The sequence below is a fragment of the Limosilactobacillus oris DSM 4864 genome, from assembly GCF_001434465.1.
Lineage (GTDB): Bacteria > Bacillota > Bacilli > Lactobacillales > Lactobacillaceae > Limosilactobacillus > Limosilactobacillus oris.
Map to the genome: position 1 here is coordinate 31121 of NZ_AZGE01000002.1, position 15752 is coordinate 46872.

Below are 15752 nucleotides of genomic sequence, written 5' to 3' on the forward strand. Positions count from 1 at the left end.
ATCGTGAAGCTAACTATCAAGAAAATTGCAACCGCCACAGCGTTGCTGGTGAGCATGGTCGTGCTGGCCTCATGTGGGAAAAATTCGTCGAAGAATTACAGCACTACCGGGTCGGGCAATGGTAACTACCAAGGGGTTATTCAAAACGGCCGTTACAAGACTAGCAAGGCCCGCGGAATTAACGTGGCCCAAAACGATAACCAGCTTAACCAGAAGAGCTTTGAAAGCGGCCTGACTCAGGTTTCCAAGCGGGTCTTTTCACCGAAGAACTATATCTTCCAGGAAGGGCAATACTTGGATACCAGTACCCTGCAAAGCTGGCTAGCACGCAAGTCCGCTAAGAATCCTGAGGGACTCAACCCGGCCCAGGGGAAGAAGAGTGACCCGAATCCTGAGTACGTCCAGCAGATTGAAGAGCAGGACTACATGACGGATAACGGCCGGTCGATGAAGCTCAAGGGAGTGGTGATCGGGGTCGGGATCAACTCCGAGTACAATTACCAAAAGAAGACGGACGGGCCGTCCTATACGAAGAAGATTAGCCAGGACGAAATGGAACGTCAGGGCAAGATTGCTGCCCAGAAGATTTTGACCCGGCTGCGGCAGAAGAAGGCCCTGAAGAATGTGCCAATCGTGATTGCCCTCTACAAGCAGGCTCCAGATGACAGCCTAGTCGGCGGGAGCTTCTTCGCTTACAGCAAGAACAATGGCAACAAGGTTAGCGGCTGGACGAAGCTTGATTACAAGACGATGGTGCTGCCAAAGGCGTCCGCTACGAACGCGCAAAATAGTGCGGACTCAACCGATAACGATAACTTCGCTAACTTCAAGAGCCAGATTCAGAACTTCTTCCCGAACCTGAGTGGGGTGACCGCCCAGGCTCAGTACCACAACGGTAACCTTTCGGGGATGCACATCACGGTAACGACGCAGTTTTACAGCCAGACGGAAATTACCAGCTTTACCCAGTACATTGCCCGGGCTGCTAAACGTTACCTGCCGAGCGGGATTCCGATTGATATCCGGATTCAGTCGGATTCTGAAATGCAGGCAATCGTTTACCGGGATGCCGGTTCTGATACCTTCCGGACCCACATTCTGGATTCATACTAATTCTTAATAGGGGGAGCGTGACAGAAGTCATTTATGACTTCGTCTTCACGCCCCCGCAAGCACAAAGAGGGCTTCAGCGTTCGGCTTTGCCGAGCACTGGAGCCCCTTTGTGTACTGCGCTATTCTCCTTTTATTAAAGTAATCGGGCTTATGTCACAGCCCCTTTGCTATTCCAGCACATAAATCAATAAAAAAATTGCCCATTCTGTGCTAGAATTGTTAAATGTATATATACTTAATTTTGAGAAAAGAGGTCGAAATGATGGCCAGTAAAATCACTGAGCAGGAAGTAAAGCACGTTGCAGAACTTGCTAAGCTGGAATTCCCCCAGGATGAGCTTGAACAATTCACGACTCAGCTGGGAAGCATTATCGATATGTTTGAGGAAATTGCAAACGAAGATACGGACGGTGTCGAGCCAATGACGAACGCGACTGACCGGGTCAACGCCCTGCGCGAGGACAAGGCAGTCAAGGCCAGCAAGGAAGAAACTGCTGCTTTGCTGAAGAACGCTCCGGACGCGGATGACGGTTACATCCGGGTTCCAGTAATCATTGATGAAAGTGAGGATGGCGAATAATGGACTTTTACGAAACTGACCTCAGCCAGCTCCACGATGACCTGGTGAACAAGAAGATCAGCGCCACGGAACTGACCAAGGAAACTTTTGACCACATCAAGGCCAATGATGACCAGGTCAAGGCCTTCCTGACCCTGGACGAAGAAGGGGCCATGAAGCAGGCCCGGGCAGTTGATGAAGCCGGGATCAGCGCTGACCAGCTGGTTGCCGGGATTCCGCTGGCGGTTAAGGATAACATTCTGACCAAGGGCCTGCGGACGACCGCAGCTTCCAAGATGCTGGAAAACTTCAACCCCGTTTACGATGCTACGGTCGTTGAAAAGTTGAAGCAGGCGGGCTACGTTAACGTTGGGAAGACCAACCTGGACGAATTTGCCATGGGTTCTTCTACGGAAAATTCAGCCTTCTTCACCACCCATAACCCATGGGACCTGACCCGGGTACCAGGTGGTTCTTCAGGTGGTTCTGCGGCTGCCGTTGCCGCTGGTGACGTTCTTGGTGCGCTTGGTACTGATACCGGTGGTTCCATCCGGATGCCCGCTTCCTTCAACGGAATTGTCGGCATGAAGCCAACTTACGGGCGGGTTTCTCGTTGGGGAATCATTGCCTTTGGGTCCAGTTTTGACCAGGTCGGCTGGCTGACCCGGTCCGTTAAGGACAACGCCTACCTGACCGCTTTGATTGCCGGCAACGATGAGCACGACACGACCTCCTCACTCAAGGCGGTTCCAGACTGGGCTGCCCAGCTGAATGACTCCACGAGTATCAAGGGCCTCAAGATTGCCGTGCCAAAGGAATACTACGATGGTCTGCGTGCTGACGTGAAGGAAGTTATTAAGGCCGCCCTGGACCACTTAGAGTCCTTGGGCGCGACCGTGGACGAAGTGAGCCTACCTCACACCCACGATGGTGTTCCGGCTTACTACATCCTGGCCTCATCCGAAGCCTCATCGAACTTGCAGCGGTATGATGGGATTCGTTACGGCTACCGTGCTCCAGAAGCGAAGAACCTGGAAGAAGTTTACGTCAAGTCCCGTTCCCAAGGGTTCGGGGATGAAGTTAAGCGTCGGATCATGCTGGGGACCTTCTCATTGTCAGCCGGCTTTTATGACGCCTACTTTAACAAGGCCGCTAAAGTTCGTCGGCTGATTAGTGATGACTTCACGAAGGTCTTCAAAGATTATGACCTGATTGTCGGTGCTACCGGGGCTTCGACCGCCTTTAAAATTGGTGCCGAAATCGACGATCCGAAGACGATGTACATGAACGATGTGCTGACCGTGCCGGTGAACATGGCCGGGTTGCCAGCAATGTCACTGCCGGCCGGCTTCTCCGCTGAAGACGGGATGCCAGTTGGTCTCCAATTAATCGGGAAGCCGTTTGATGAACAGACGATCTACAACACCGGTTACGTCTTTGAACAGACGACGGACTTCCACAAGAAGACTCCACAGTTAGGAGGACAGAACTAAGATGAATTTTCAAACAACCATTGGGCTTGAAGTCCACGTGGAATTAAAGACAAATTCCAAGATTTACAGTCCTTCACCGGTCGAATATGGTGACCAGCCGAACGCTAATACCAACGTTATTGACTGGGGGTACCCCGGGGTACTGCCGACGTTGAACAAGGGCGTTGTCCGTGATGGGATTATGGCCGGCCTGGCCCTCCACGCCCAAATTGCACGGCGGATGCACTTTGACCGGAAGAACTACTTCTACCCGGATAACCCAAAGGCCTACCAAATTACCCAGTCTGCGACGCCAATCGCCCACGACGGCTGGATTGAAATCGAGGTCGACGGTAAAAAGAAGAAGATCGGGATCGAAGAGATGCACATCGAAGAAGATGCCGGAAAGAACACTCACACCAGCAAGTATTCCTACGTCGACTTGAACCGGCAGGGAACGCCGCTGATCGAAATCGTTTCTAAGCCGGACATCGCTTCGCCAGAAGAAGCGGTGGCCTACTTGGAAGCACTCCGGCAACGAATCCAATTCACCGGGATTTCCGACGTGAAGATGGAAGAGGGGTCAATGCGGGTTGACACTAACATCTCGATCCGGCCAATCGGCTCTGATAAGTTTGGAACCAAGACGGAAATGAAGAACATCAACTCCTTCAACTACGTCCGCAAGGCGCTGGCCTTTGAAGAGAAGCGGCACCAGAATGTTTTGCTCTCTGGTGGTCAGATTGCCCAGGAAACGCGGCGGTATGACGAACCGACCGGAACGACGATTTCGATGCGGTCCAAGGAAGGGGCCGACGACTACCGTTACTTCCCAGAACCGGACCTGCCGCCAGTGGAAGTCAGCGAAGACTGGATTAAGGAAATCGAGGGCGAAATGCCGGTAATGCCGGGTGAACGGCGGAAACACTACGTTGACGACCTCGGCTTGTCCGACTACGACGCCATGGTGCTGACCCAGACCAAGGAAATGTCCGATTTCTTCGAGGAAGCAATCAAGGATGGTGGCGATCCAAAGCGGGTGGCTAACTACCTAATGAACGACGTCAACTCCTACCTGAACGACCAGCACGTTGACCTCCAGGACACCAAGCTGACGCCAGCTAATCTGGCTGGAATGGTTAAGCTGATCGACGACGGAACGATTTCTTCCAAGATGGCGAAGAAGGTCTTCAAGGGAATTCTGAACGGGGAAGAACCACAGGCCTACGCTAAGGAACACGGTCTGGTTCAACTGTCTGACCCGGCTCAGCTGCAGCCAATCGTCGATGATGTCCTGGCAAACAACCAGCAATCCGTTGACGACTACAAGAACGGGAAGGACCGGGCTGTTGGCTACCTGATGGGGCAGATCATGAAGCAGACTCACGGAAAGGCCAACCCGAAGATCGTTACCCAACTGCTGATGAAGTCGCTGCAGGCGATGTAGGAGGCTGACGATGCGTAAACGAGCACGGATTATTTACAACCCGACTGCTGGTCGTGAGGCGCTCCGCAAAGACCTGGTCGATATTTTAGATATCTACGAAAAGGCGGGCTACGAAACGAGCGCCTTTGCGACGACCCCGGCGCCGAACTCGGCAAAGAATGAGGCGACGCGGGCGGCCAAGGAAGGGTTTGACCTGATTGTGGCCGCTGGTGGTGACGGGACCTTGAACGAGGTTATCAACGGGATTGCCGGGCTGGAACACCGGCCAACGATGGCAATCATTCCGGCTGGGACCACTAACGACTACGCCCGGGCACTGCGGATTCCCCGTGATGATCCGATTGCTGCCGCTAAGCTGATTTTGAAGAAGAACAAGAAGTTCAAAATCGATATCGGCAAGGCCGGTGACAACTACTTTATGAACATCGCGGCGGGGGGAACGCTGACGGAACTGACTTATGACGTACCGTCGTCGATGAAGTCCCTCTTTGGCTATGCGGCTTACCTGGCAAAGGGGGCCGAACTGCTGCCGCAGATCAAGCCGGTGGACGTTTCAATCAAGTATGATGACCAGGAATACCGGGGCACGGCGTCGATGATCTTGCTGGCGCTGACTAATTCGGTCGGTGGCTTTGAACAGATTGTGCCGGACGCGTCGCTGGATGACGGTAAGTTCACCATGATTATCGTCAAGAAGAGCAGTCTGGCCGACATGCTGGCGCTGATGGCGAAGGCCTTGCAGGGAAAGCACCTCGACGACCCGCGGATTATCTATGCCAAGGCGACCGATGTGGATGTGACCCCATTGAGCAAGGAAGACCGGTTGATGATCAACCTTGATGGTGAATACGGCGGGGACGCACCGATGAAGTTCCACGATTTGAAACAGCACATTGAAGTGGTCGCAAACCTGGATGAAATTCCGGATGATGCGATTACCGATTCAGCCGACTTCCAACGGGTCGAAAAGGACTTCGTGGAAGGTGTCGGCAAGATAAGTGATGAAGATAAGTAATAGAAGTGCGGAGCCAGCTCCTCGACAGAGCGTACGACTAGCTAGAACATTGGTTGGCACGGCAACGGGCCGAGCGAGCATTCACACCTAGGGTACGATCCTGTGCTGGCGAAGCACGTTATCTTGATGAAAGTCGAATCAACAATATAATAACGAAGCCGAGAGAAATGCTGTTTTCTCTCGGCTTTTTGTCTGGGTGCGCCTTTGCTTGAAGCAGTGGGCGGATTTTGTAATAATAGTCATATCGAATAATCGTTAATGGAGGCAAAATCGTGAAAGTAAACGTTCCGGTACATAAAAATGAAGAATACCAGGCCAAGGTAATTGATTTGACCTACGAGGGCAACGGGGTCGTCAAAATTGCTGACTTCCCGGTCTTTGTACCCAACGCCCTGCCGGGGGAAGAAGTGACGGTGCGGGTCACCAAGATGACAAGGAACTTTGCCTGGGGCCGGGTGATGGCTTGGCAGACGAAGAGCGCCGACCGGGTGGACGTAAAAGACAAGAAGTATATCCAGACCGGGATTGCACCACTGGGCCACTTGAAGTACCCGGCCCAGTTGCGCTTTAAGCAGCACCAGATTGAGGAACTATTGGCGAAGGCCCACTTGGATGATATTAAGGTGGCGCCGACGATGGGGATGGAGCGGCCTTACCACTACCGGAATAAGGCCCAGGTGCCCGTCAAGCTGGTCCGGGGCAAGCTGGAAACCGGCTTTTATAAGCGGGGCAGCCACACCCTGGTGCCGATTGAAGACTTCTATATTCAAGATCCGAAAATTGACGAGGCGATTGTCGTCGTTCGGAACCTCCTGCGGAAGTACCACGTGACGCCGTATGACGAGCGGACCGGCAAGGGCGTCATCCGGACGGTGATGGTGCGCCGGGGTTATTACAGCCATGAAGTGATGGTCGTTTTGGTCACGAACACGAAGCGGTTGCCGATGAAAGAGCAGATTGTTGACGGGATCGTGGCCGGGGTGCCGGAAGTAAAGAGCATCGTCCAGAACGTCAATGATAAGCGGACCAATAAGCTGCTGGGCGAAACCAATAAAACGCTGTGGGGCAAGGACGAAATCCATGACCAGTTGCTCGGCATTGACTTTGCAATTTCGCCGCTGTCCTTCTACCAGGTTAACCCGCAGCAGACAGAGCGGCTGTACCAGACGGCGATTGACAATGCAGGGCTGGATGGCGGCCAGACGGTGATTGATGCCTACTGCGGGATTGGGACGATTTCGCTGGCGGTGGCTAAGCACGCCAAGCAGGTCTACGGGGTCGAGATCGTGCCCGCCGCGATTGCGGACGCCAAGCACAATGCCAAACGAAACGGCATTAAAAACACTGAATTCGTGGTCGGAAAGGCCGAAGAGCAGTTTGCCAAGTGGCAGGCGGCGGGCCTGAAGCCGGACGTGGTGATCGTCGACCCACCGCGCAAGGGCCTGGCGGAGTCGCTGATTGAGGCGACCGGCAAGATGGCACCACAAAAAGTGATCTACGTGTCCTGCAACCCAGCCACCCTGGTGCGGGACATTCAACGGTTCGCGGAAGTCGGTTACCACGTCACGAAACCCATCCAGCCTGTTGACCAGTTCCCGCAGACGACGCATGTGGAGTGCGTGACGGTGCTTGAGCGCACAGAAAAATAGCCTATAAGCGCCGGTTTGAAGGTATTCCTGACATATTAAAAGTGTACTAATTCCGCTTTTGACGCTTGGAATTAGTACACTTTTTACTTATTGAGCTAGAGGGTCGAGTGGACAGCGTGCTGGATTTTTGGGTTGTATGTGCAAGTGTCCGTTTTGGAGAGTTGGAGTTGGTTAAGGTGATGAAAGGAGCTGCAATGGTTGACATAACGGGGATAACGCCCGGTGTCAAAACGACTAAATTTAGGTGGCCTAGGTTAAGTGAACAAGTGTACAACAACAGATTATTGACTTATTCCCATATTGTTATGATTTAGCAGGACAATGGCGTACTCGACCTATAATTTAACCGCTAAGGAGAATTTAATATTTATGGATTTAGAAAAATACAAGGTATTAAAAAATAAAAGAATAGCTGAAGTATTAGATGGTGACGAAACATTTGGCGATTTTGAGAGAAACGATACTGGCTCTTATTTTGGTGTTGCTGATTTAAAAATAGCTATGCCGAGATTGAGCGGGCCAGATATTTGTGATGTGGCAAAAACATTTGGCTCGACAACAGAATATACCGGTATAAAGTCTCGATGGCAATATATGTTTGATTTAATTGATTATGGTATTAGTTCGGGAAAAATACCAAGCATACTTGCCTATCTATTTGATGAATCTAATTTTACTAGAGATATTAATACTGAACTAAGTAGGGACGAATTTAAAAAATACTATGAGTTATCTGTTAAAAGTGCACTTGAAAGAATTAACACAATACTTCATTTTGGTGGAAACAAAGTGATTATGGATAATCGAATGGTTTTGATTGTGTCTAATAACACATCAGATCCTGAGATATCCATTAAGAATATAAGAAGCGTAGATCGTGATTATATAAAACTGTTATCTAAGAGAGCAATAGGTAATGTTGATAGTGGAAATTATGATAGTGCATTAACACAAGCTAGAACTATCTTAGAGGAAACCTTTGATTACGTACTTGAAGAGCGGAATATTAAGCCTAGCACTAAAGGTGATATAAATAAACTTTATAAACAAGTTAAAGACGAATATAAAATGCACGAAGATAGAAATGCTGATAAAAGGATCAACCGCTTATTATCTGGGCTAGAAAATATAGTTTCAGCAGTATCCGAAATGCGTAATAAAAATAGTGATTCTCATGGTGTTGGCGAAAAACGGTTGACAATTGATAAACATCATGCACGGTTAGCAGTCAATGCTGCAACAACAATGGCAGACTTTATTTTGTCGGTAGAAAAGAAAGCTAATAGTGAGGATGATTACTAAATGAATAATTTTATAAAACTTCATGTAGAAAGATATAGATTATATCTTCTTGCATTAGGCTTTAGTCTAATAGAATATTCAATAATGGTATATGCTGGAATTTGGGATAAGAAGTTAAATAAATCAATTATTAAAGGAGCGCATGTCTTTTTAAGAGAATATGGTAAATTTGGAGCAATTCCATTAATTGTACTTTTATGCGGATTAATAATCGTTTTGGGGTATTTTATCTTTAAAATACGTATTGCTTCTCGAAGTTATTGGGCGTTAACTCTTATTTCATTAATTGTTATGCCAATAATTTTTTTAGAGTGGCTGAGTAAAGTACACTTAAACTCGCTGATATCTTTAGGAACTGTCATTTGCTTTATATGGGTTTCATATACCGTTATAGTTGGTACTATTTGGTTATATGACTGGATAGTAAAAGATAGTCAGACTATGTTAGCAAAACTTACTTTTATCTGGAGTGTGCTAGCAGCCTTACTTGGTTATAGTATTGGGAGGTCAAAATAATGCGTAAATTAATAATGGAGGATCAACCAATACCTATAATTACAGGGGTAGTCGGGTTAATTGTAAACCTGATTTATTTCTTCAATGCAAATAGTTTTCTAAAAAATTATGGTATTAAAAATTTTAACAATTTTACTGAAGTCGTTCCAAAAATAATACAAAATAATGATGTAGAACGACTAGCTCTACTGGCTGGTGTAGGGTCGGTATTGATTATAGGCCTATTGGTAGTTACATGGTATTGTGCAATTAGGCCGGTCATAGATGCAGTTTTTGAAAATAATGTTTTGTGGTGGTTCACAATATCAATATATATTCTTAATGTGGTAATGACGATAGCTTTGATTAGAGCCGTACTCTTGCTATGGGGTATTCTTGTGATTTGTGGGGTTTATTCTGCGGCAAATTCGAATTCCGCATCATAAAAAAAGACACCCAGCCAAAATAACTGAGTGCTGTCATGCTAAATATTTACATCATAACTTTAATCACTTCACCATCTTTGAACGTGAACTCCATGTAGCGTTGAAAGATGGTGATTTTTTCGATTAATCGGCGAACTAGTTGCGGATCGAATTCTTGAAGACCATGTTGATGTTCATCCACAAAATCACTGACCTGGTCGATATTGTGGAGCCTAACTTGATTTTCGGATTCAATCTCCTGGACCTTTTCCTTTTGTTCACGTAGTTCCATCACTTGCTGCGTGAGGTCGTTGCAGTTTTGATGCTGGTTAGCTGCTTGGATTAGCTTTAACTGCGCCTTTTCTAGTCGTTTATCCAGCTCATCAATCGTAGGACCTTTAGAATTCTTAACGATTTTCATGATATTGGCTTTGATTTGCTTATCCGCCAATTCATGACTTTCGATTAATTGATTGATGGCGTCCAGGGTAGCGGCTTTGAGAAAAGGTTCCTTGATATTGCGGATCATGCAGCGCCGGCCTTTTTTATTGCGTTTGATACGGCTGGCACAGCGCCAAACTGCAACCTTAACAGGGTTGTACCACATATTTCGCTGAAAGATGTCACCGCATTTGCCGTAGTAAACTCGTTGGGAAAAGCAGTACTTGCTGTTGATCCGTCGGTGTTTGCCGTTCTTAGTGGTGATTCCGTTGTGGCGCCGCCGGATCAAATTCTGCACCTGCATAAAGACGGACCTGGGAATGATGGCGGGATGATCGTTCTCAACATAATATTGCGGCATGATGCCATTGTTTTTAACGCGTTTCTTGGTTAGGAAGTCAACGGTGTAAGTTTTCTGTAATAGAGCATCGCCCATATACTTTTCATTCTTGAGGATCAAGGCAATGCCGCTAGAGTGCCAATTAGTTTTCTTGCCACCCGTTAAGGCACCGTCTGCCTTAAGCGATTCGGCAATTTGCTTCATCGTCATCCCTTGCAGGTAGCTGTAGAAGATCCGTTTGACCGTTTTGGCTTCCTCTGGTTCAATCACCAGGTTGCCATCTTTATCCTTGGTGTAGCCGAGAAAGTGATTATGGTTGATCAAAACTTTGCCTTGCTGGTAACGGTATTGCAAGCCGAGCTTAACGTTCTGCGATAACGACTCGCTTTCTTGCTGGGCAAGTGAAGCCATGATGGTGATGAGCACTTCACCTTTGGCATCCATGGTGTTGATATTTTCTTTCTCGAAGAAGATGGCTACATTGATGGCTTTAAGGTCACGAATGTATTTTAAACAATCGATTGTGTTTCGAGCAAAACGGCTAATTGACTTGGTGACAATCAGGTCAATCTTGCCTGCCTTGCAAGCCTTGATCATTTTATTGAATTGATCACGCTTTTTAGTATTAGTCCCCGAGATACCATCATCGGCAAAGATTCCAGCAAATTCCCAGCTGGGGTCTTTTTGGATCAATTCTTTGTAGTGGCTAACCTGTGTTTCATAGGAGTTAGCCTGTTCATCGAGTTCAGTGGAAACCCGGCAGTAGGCAGCAACTCGCAGCCTTTCTGATTGTGGTTCATCTGGCGAACGGTTAATATTGTTGCCGCGTTGCTGATGAGCTGGAATGATACGTACTTTACCCAATTAAATCCACCTCGCTTTTAATGATGCTATACAGATATTCTGCTTGCTTTAATGGTTTGTTAAAACGCTAGCGAATTACCTCATGATAGAAATGCTGGCTGACACGGACTTCCTTTGGCAGGTGTTCAGCTAAATTCAGCCCGCATTTGAGTTGAAAGACAATTTTGTGTTGGCTATTAGCTTTGATGGCCTGAACAAAAGTTTTGAATACTTTAGAATCAAAGTTCTTCATCATTTGTCCTTGCTGGCACCAGCGAAGGAGATCACGAAAATCTTCCAGGCTATTAGCCTTATCAGTATTGTTACTGTTGATTTGCTTGATCCGTTGTTGGCATTGATAGGTACTTTGTTCCAGTTCAGCAGTTTGATTAATGTACATTACCTTATCGATTAAGGCTTTTTCTAATAAGCTCATCAGCGTTTCAGCTTTCTGATCGTTGGCTTTAATTTGCTTAGTTAACTTACCTAGTTCTCCGTCTGGATCATTGAAATGTTCTTTTAACTCTTGTACCAATGGTGAGAGCAAAAATTTCCTGCTGAAAATTAATTTATTCATCATGGTGCAAAAGGCATTTTGAATGTTTTTTAGGAATTGCCTTTACTGGACAGCCCTTTGCTGAATGCAAATGCTTTTGACAAGCTCAGCGATCTTATTAGAACGTGTCTGACGCTTGAAAGTGTAGCCACAATGTTTACAAAGGATCTTGCCGGAAAATAAGTAGTGTTGTTGATACTTATGACTGCCGGGCTCGGTATTTCGCTTCCTTTGTGATTGGAATTAGTACACTTTTCGTGTCTTGTGATAGGGATTGAGCGGACAGTATGCCAGATTTTAATGTTGAGTATACAAGCGTCCGTTTTGGTAAAATAAAGTAAATTAGCAAGTACAACCGTAGGAGAGCATCAAAATGATTATGTGGACCATTCAGCCTTATAGCGTATACCAGCAGTTGGTAAAAGATGGCTACTTTTACTGTGATCCCAACCAATCAGAAAATTTGCAATATTCTGATTTTCGCTTAGCCTATCGATGGATGATCAAGCAGTTAAAGGCCAAGGTAAATCCACCTTGTAATCAAATAACCACACCGTTGTGGGCCTGGTATCGGAGTCATGATTATTGTCATCAACGTCCAGACTTCCGGTGGTCTAAAACTTATTCAGATGAGGTATGTATTGAGTTTGATATTCCGGAAGAGGAAGCCCTTTTAAGTGATTTTGAAGGCTGGCATTTCGCTCTAAATAATTGGTATTACTCGTCGGCGACTAATGATGAAGACTGGGAGCGAGATGAAAAGTGGTTTGCTAATTTAAGCAAGCATAAGCAACAACGTGTTAAGGAAAAGTCTTGGCAGAGAATCTTTGATATTACTCCACGGTATGGTGAGTGGACCAGAAATGGTGACGCAGTTCAAGGGTGTTTTTGGCTATTGCAGATGAACCAGGTGCGCAAGGTGTGGAGACTGAAGAAGGGAGAAAAAGTTCATGAAATTTATTCAGTATAATCTCACCGGGGACGTGGTTGAAGAATACTCGACTGATATTAGTAAATGGTCGGCTTACCCGTTAGGTGAGAAAGTGCGCATCACCACAATTACTGGAAAAGAATATGTCGGCTTTTGGAATACCTTCATAATGGATCATCAATTGCCAACAGAAATTAAAGTTGACTTGGATGAGGAAACGGGGGAACTTAGAAGTAATAAAGATATCGCGGATTATGTGCCCGTAAAGGAAATTGCCAAGGTAGAAGCCATTTTACACAGCAACCCACGGTGGGGGACACGGGCGACAAATGAATTTGTCTTTGCAAAGCCGGTAAAAATAGATCCTGAAATAAGCTCATTTTTTAAAAACTGGCCACAAAAAAGCACCCAGCCAAAATAGCCGAGTGCATATCCCGAGTATTCAAATTCTAACTTTAATTATTTCAACATCTTTGAATTAGAACCCGTGGAATAAAATAAGATAATTTTAGGTAGTGAGCACGGTCGTTATGATTCCGAAAAGTATCCCGATAATCAGAGTAAAAGTGCTAAACTGGTAGAAAAGGTTTGGGAGGCCCAATTTATGCCCAAAGCATTATTAATTATTGACTACACCAATGACTTCGTTGCCGATGACGGTGCGCTGACCGTCGGCAAACCCGCGCAGCAGCTTGATTCTTACCTCACGGAACTGGCTGAGCATTTCTATAAAAATGGCGACTACATTATTTTTCCCACCGACGCTCATCATTTGCACGACCCTTTTCACCCGGAATCTAAGCTCTTTCCGCCACATAATATTATTGGAACGCCAGGACGTACTCTCTATGGTAAAGTTGGCGAATGGTTCCAGGACCATCAGGACAGCGAACGGGTCTACCAGTTTGCTAAAAACCGCTACTCATCTTTTCAAAACACCAACCTGGATAACTACCTGTGCGAGCGCCATATTACCAATTTGTGGATTAGTGGTGTCTGCACCGACATCTGTGTCCTCCATACGGCCATTGGTGCCTACAATCTTGACTATCAACTGACGATTCCAAAGCGTGGCGTTGCTACTTTCACGCCACACGGTGATGAATGGGCCTTTGACCACTTTAAGAACAGCCTCGGTGCTACCATTGTTGAATAGAAGTGAGAAATAGTAAAAGCATTCTAGCTCGAGATATGAAAATCCGGCCATTGATTTTTGGAATTCCAGAAATCAATGGCCGGATTTGTCTTATATTAATTAAAAATAATCCCTGGCCAAAATAGCTGAGTGCCGGATAGCTTAAATGTGTTTTGACAGTACCTTACATTGTAGGGAAATGCTGGAATATTCCTCGCAATAGTGTTCCGAGAATGGGAAGGATGAGGGTATAACGGTGCTTGAACGTAAAACAGCTATTAAAGTAGCACCATTTCTGGACTGCAATAGCATATATTGATTTAAATATTTCTCATAGTTAATTAAAATGGGCGAAATAAAACTTCATAGAAATTAGTTAGGGGGAGGTATATCAGATTAGCAAACTAAATAGAAATTGAGGTATACTTGGAGCAAAAGCTTGATTTGCTGGTAATCTTTTAGTGTATTCCCCATATACGTGGGGGTGATCCCTATTGAAGTCATGCGACGGCACGTTTGAGGAGGTATTCCCCATATACGTGGGGGTGATCCTAAAAAAGAATGGAGATGAAGAGTCTCCTCTTCGTATTCCCCATATACGTGGGGGTGATCCCAGGGGATGCTTAAAGGCACGACGCCACGGGTCGTATTCCCCATATACGTGGGGGTGATTTTTATGCGGTATTCCGTGCCCTATTTTTCTTCTGTATTCCTCATGTGAGTGTGGGCTTCCGTACTTGCCACTTTCTTTCCGGCATTATGTCCTATTCTCAGTGTGTGTGTTATGCCAGGAAGCATTCCAACGGTGCTTCCTTTTTAAGTGCGGAGGAAAATAATCATGAGTAAGGAATATTATTGTCAAGGCGATGTGTTGTACTTTGATTTTGGTACCCTGGAGGGAAATGAAATCGGGGGTATTCGGCCAGCAGTAGTATTATCTACGAATACCTACAATAAGCACACACATTCATTAATTGTGCTGCCAGTTACTACTCGGGGCACTAATTTTAACTGTTATGTACCTTTGTACGGGTATAAGAATGTTCATGGACGAGTTAATACAGCACAGATCTACAGTTTTTCGACAGATCGAGCGAGGTCAATGGCAATTGATCATTTAACATTCGAGGACTTTCGACGTGTCCGTTTAAGAACAATGGAGAATATTTTGTAATAGGTTAGCGCATGAAGAAATTTACTTACTTTTCGTGCTCATGAAAAACTAATCCTATGTAAGAATTAATTATGGTAAACTTGTAACTGGTTTCACAACGACGAAGCCAACCAACGCAATTTGCTACGCTGATTGGCCTCGTCGTTGTCGTATATGTATGTTTGGAGGATATTGTGCTATGGAACTTAATAGTTTGACCTTGATATTATTGGCAGCTGTAATTGTTTGTACTATTGCGACCTACTTGGTATATAAACAGCAAGGGAAAAGCAACTTTGTGTATGGAGTTGCCATTGTAACCGCAATTGTTTTTGTATTATTTTGTGGGGTGGGCCTAACTACTCATCATAAGAACTCAAAATATATCAATGCCTATAATGATATATGCAAACATGCTAAAGCGCTTAATGATATTGCAAATAATGGGTATAGTGCAGCTTCAAAAGAGGATAAAGACCATGGTGTGGGCCATCATTTTGATGCCATGAAGAAAGATCTTAGTGTAATGAAGGAAAATAATACAGGTAAGTATAACTTAATAAGTAAAGCAGAATCAAAACGAGATAAAGCAAGTGAACCATTTGAAGATGGAGAAATGCCAGTGTCATTTGGTTCATCAGCTGGATCATTGGATGATCCATCATTATTTAAAACAGTACAATGAACCGTTTAGAGAGCTAGAAAATATTATTAACACAAAACAAACTGAGTAAAATGACAGTTTTATAAAGAAAATTTCGATGGTAAAATAAAAAAGTGCACTGGTGACCACCAATGCACAAGCCTGATTATAGGAGCTGATCCGATTGGAGAAGTTCTTCATTGCGCTTGGCTGGTGGTGTATGGCAGTACACC

Annotated in this window: 16 protein-coding genes; 14 read left to right on the forward strand and 2 right to left on the reverse strand. The window is 45.8% G+C overall.

Annotated elements, in window-relative coordinates; genetic code table 11:
• Positions 1-3 precede the first annotated feature (3 nt).
• The 9 genes from FC49_RS01650 to FC49_RS01690 all read left to right on the forward strand — a co-directional run bounded on the left by FC49_RS01650 (position 4) and on the right by FC49_RS01690 (position 9498).
• Positions 4-1113 (forward strand): CamS family sex pheromone protein, encoded by a 1110-nt coding sequence (locus tag FC49_RS01650; RefSeq protein WP_003714498.1) that lies wholly within the window; start codon positions 4-6, stop codon positions 1111-1113.
• A 262-nt stretch (positions 1114-1375) separates the two neighbouring features.
• Positions 1376-1693 carry an Asp-tRNA(Asn)/Glu-tRNA(Gln) amidotransferase subunit GatC gene (gene gatC, locus FC49_RS01655; protein WP_056983893.1) on the forward strand — a complete coding sequence of 106 codons (318 nt, stop codon included), beginning with the start codon at positions 1376-1378 and terminating at the stop codon, positions 1691-1693.
• Positions 1693-3165, forward strand: a complete 1473-nt coding sequence (gatA, locus tag FC49_RS01660; protein ID WP_003716124.1) for an Asp-tRNA(Asn)/Glu-tRNA(Gln) amidotransferase subunit GatA — start codon at positions 1693-1695, stop codon at positions 3163-3165. Before gatC ends, gatA begins: the two co-directional genes overlap by 1 nt.
• A 1-nt stretch (position 3166) precedes the next feature.
• Complete coding sequence (gatB, locus tag FC49_RS01665) at positions 3167-4591, forward strand: Asp-tRNA(Asn)/Glu-tRNA(Gln) amidotransferase subunit GatB (protein ID WP_056983895.1); 1425 nt, start codon at positions 3167-3169, stop codon at positions 4589-4591.
• A 10-nt stretch (positions 4592-4601) separates the two neighbouring features.
• Positions 4602-5606: a diacylglycerol kinase gene (locus tag FC49_RS01670; RefSeq protein ID WP_003711540.1), complete on the forward strand. Its 1005-nt coding sequence runs from the start codon at positions 4602-4604 to the stop codon at positions 5604-5606.
• Positions 5607-5878: 272 nt separating this feature from the next.
• On the forward strand, positions 5879-7255 hold the full coding sequence (gene rlmD, locus FC49_RS01675; RefSeq protein ID WP_191980123.1) for a 23S rRNA (uracil(1939)-C(5))-methyltransferase RlmD: 1377 nt from the start codon (positions 5879-5881) through the stop codon (positions 7253-7255).
• A gap of 369 nt (positions 7256-7624) precedes the next feature.
• Positions 7625-8557: an abortive infection family protein gene (locus FC49_RS01680; protein WP_056983898.1), complete on the forward strand. Its 933-nt coding sequence runs from the start codon at positions 7625-7627 to the stop codon at positions 8555-8557.
• Positions 8558-9073 carry a hypothetical protein gene (locus tag FC49_RS01685; RefSeq protein WP_056983900.1) on the forward strand — a complete coding sequence of 172 codons (516 nt, stop codon included), beginning with the start codon at positions 8558-8560 and terminating at the stop codon, positions 9071-9073. It abuts the gene before it with no gap.
• A complete protein-coding gene (locus FC49_RS01690; RefSeq protein ID WP_056983902.1) occupies positions 9073-9498 on the forward strand; it encodes a hypothetical protein in 426 nt (141 codons plus the stop codon). Before FC49_RS01685 ends, FC49_RS01690 begins: the two co-directional genes overlap by 1 nt.
• Before the next feature lie 46 nt (positions 9499-9544).
• Here the strand turns inward: FC49_RS01690 and FC49_RS01695 are convergent, their stop codons facing one another.
• Together FC49_RS01695 and FC49_RS10120 are read right to left on the reverse strand one after the other, a co-directional pair.
• Positions 9545-11122 (reverse strand): recombinase family protein, encoded by a 1578-nt coding sequence (locus tag FC49_RS01695; protein WP_056983904.1) that lies wholly within the window; start codon positions 11120-11122, stop codon positions 9545-9547.
• 67 nt (positions 11123-11189) lie between these two features.
• On the reverse strand, positions 11190-11681 hold the full coding sequence (locus tag FC49_RS10120) for a hypothetical protein (protein WP_235804858.1): 492 nt from the start codon (positions 11679-11681) through the stop codon (positions 11190-11192).
• Positions 11682-12030: 349 nt separating this feature from the next.
• Between FC49_RS10120 and FC49_RS01705 the strand changes: the two genes are divergently transcribed.
• The 5 genes from FC49_RS01705 (at position 12031) to FC49_RS01720 (ending at position 15561) form a co-directional block, all read left to right on the forward strand.
• The gene (locus tag FC49_RS01705; RefSeq protein ID WP_056983906.1) at positions 12031-12627 is read left to right on the forward strand and encodes a DUF3841 domain-containing protein; all 597 of its coding nucleotides are present in this window, start codon (positions 12031-12033) and stop codon (positions 12625-12627) included.
• Complete coding sequence (locus FC49_RS01710) at positions 12608-13009, forward strand: hypothetical protein (RefSeq protein ID WP_056983908.1); 402 nt, start codon at positions 12608-12610, stop codon at positions 13007-13009. The genes FC49_RS01705 and FC49_RS01710 overlap by 20 nt, the downstream gene beginning before the upstream one ends.
• A 183-nt stretch (positions 13010-13192) precedes the next feature.
• Entirely contained in the window at positions 13193-13744 is a 552-nt protein-coding gene (locus tag FC49_RS01715; protein WP_056983910.1) for a cysteine hydrolase family protein, read from the forward strand.
• An 817-nt stretch (positions 13745-14561) separates the two neighbouring features.
• A complete protein-coding gene (locus FC49_RS09720) occupies positions 14562-14897 on the forward strand; it encodes a type II toxin-antitoxin system PemK/MazF family toxin (RefSeq protein ID WP_082603548.1) in 336 nt (111 codons plus the stop codon).
• A gap of 178 nt (positions 14898-15075) precedes the next feature.
• Positions 15076-15561, forward strand: a complete 486-nt coding sequence (locus tag FC49_RS01720; RefSeq protein ID WP_056983913.1) for a hypothetical protein — start codon at positions 15076-15078, stop codon at positions 15559-15561.
• Positions 15562-15752 lie beyond the last annotated feature (191 nt).

Excerpts from the sequence above, each read along its gene's own strand:
- gatA (WP_003716124.1), top strand. The coding sequence starts at position 1,693 with ATGGACTTTTACGAAACTGACCTCAGCCAGCTCCACGATGACCTGGTG.
- FC49_RS01705 (WP_056983906.1), top strand. The coding sequence starts at position 12,031 with ATGATTATGTGGACCATTCAGCCTTATAGCGTATACCAGCAGTTGGTA.
- FC49_RS01710 (WP_056983908.1), top strand. The coding sequence starts at position 12,608 with ATGAAATTTATTCAGTATAATCTCACCGGGGACGTGGTTGAAGAATAC.
- gatC (WP_056983893.1), top strand. The coding sequence starts at position 1,376 with ATGGCCAGTAAAATCACTGAGCAGGAAGTAAAGCACGTTGCAGAACTT.
- FC49_RS01720 (WP_056983913.1), top strand. The coding sequence starts at position 15,076 with ATGGAACTTAATAGTTTGACCTTGATATTATTGGCAGCTGTAATTGTT.
- FC49_RS01715 (WP_056983910.1), top strand. The coding sequence starts at position 13,193 with ATGCCCAAAGCATTATTAATTATTGACTACACCAATGACTTCGTTGCC.
- FC49_RS10120 (WP_235804858.1), bottom strand. The coding sequence starts at position 11,681 with ATGATGAATAAATTAATTTTCAGCAGGAAATTTTTGCTCTCACCATTG.
- FC49_RS01680 (WP_056983898.1), top strand. The coding sequence starts at position 7,625 with ATGGATTTAGAAAAATACAAGGTATTAAAAAATAAAAGAATAGCTGAA.
- gatB (WP_056983895.1), top strand. The coding sequence starts at position 3,167 with ATGAATTTTCAAACAACCATTGGGCTTGAAGTCCACGTGGAATTAAAG.
- FC49_RS01690 (WP_056983902.1), top strand. The coding sequence starts at position 9,073 with ATGCGTAAATTAATAATGGAGGATCAACCAATACCTATAATTACAGGG.
- FC49_RS01670 (WP_003711540.1), top strand. The coding sequence starts at position 4,602 with ATGCGTAAACGAGCACGGATTATTTACAACCCGACTGCTGGTCGTGAG.
- FC49_RS01685 (WP_056983900.1), top strand. The coding sequence starts at position 8,558 with ATGAATAATTTTATAAAACTTCATGTAGAAAGATATAGATTATATCTT.
- FC49_RS09720 (WP_082603548.1), top strand. The coding sequence starts at position 14,562 with ATGAGTAAGGAATATTATTGTCAAGGCGATGTGTTGTACTTTGATTTT.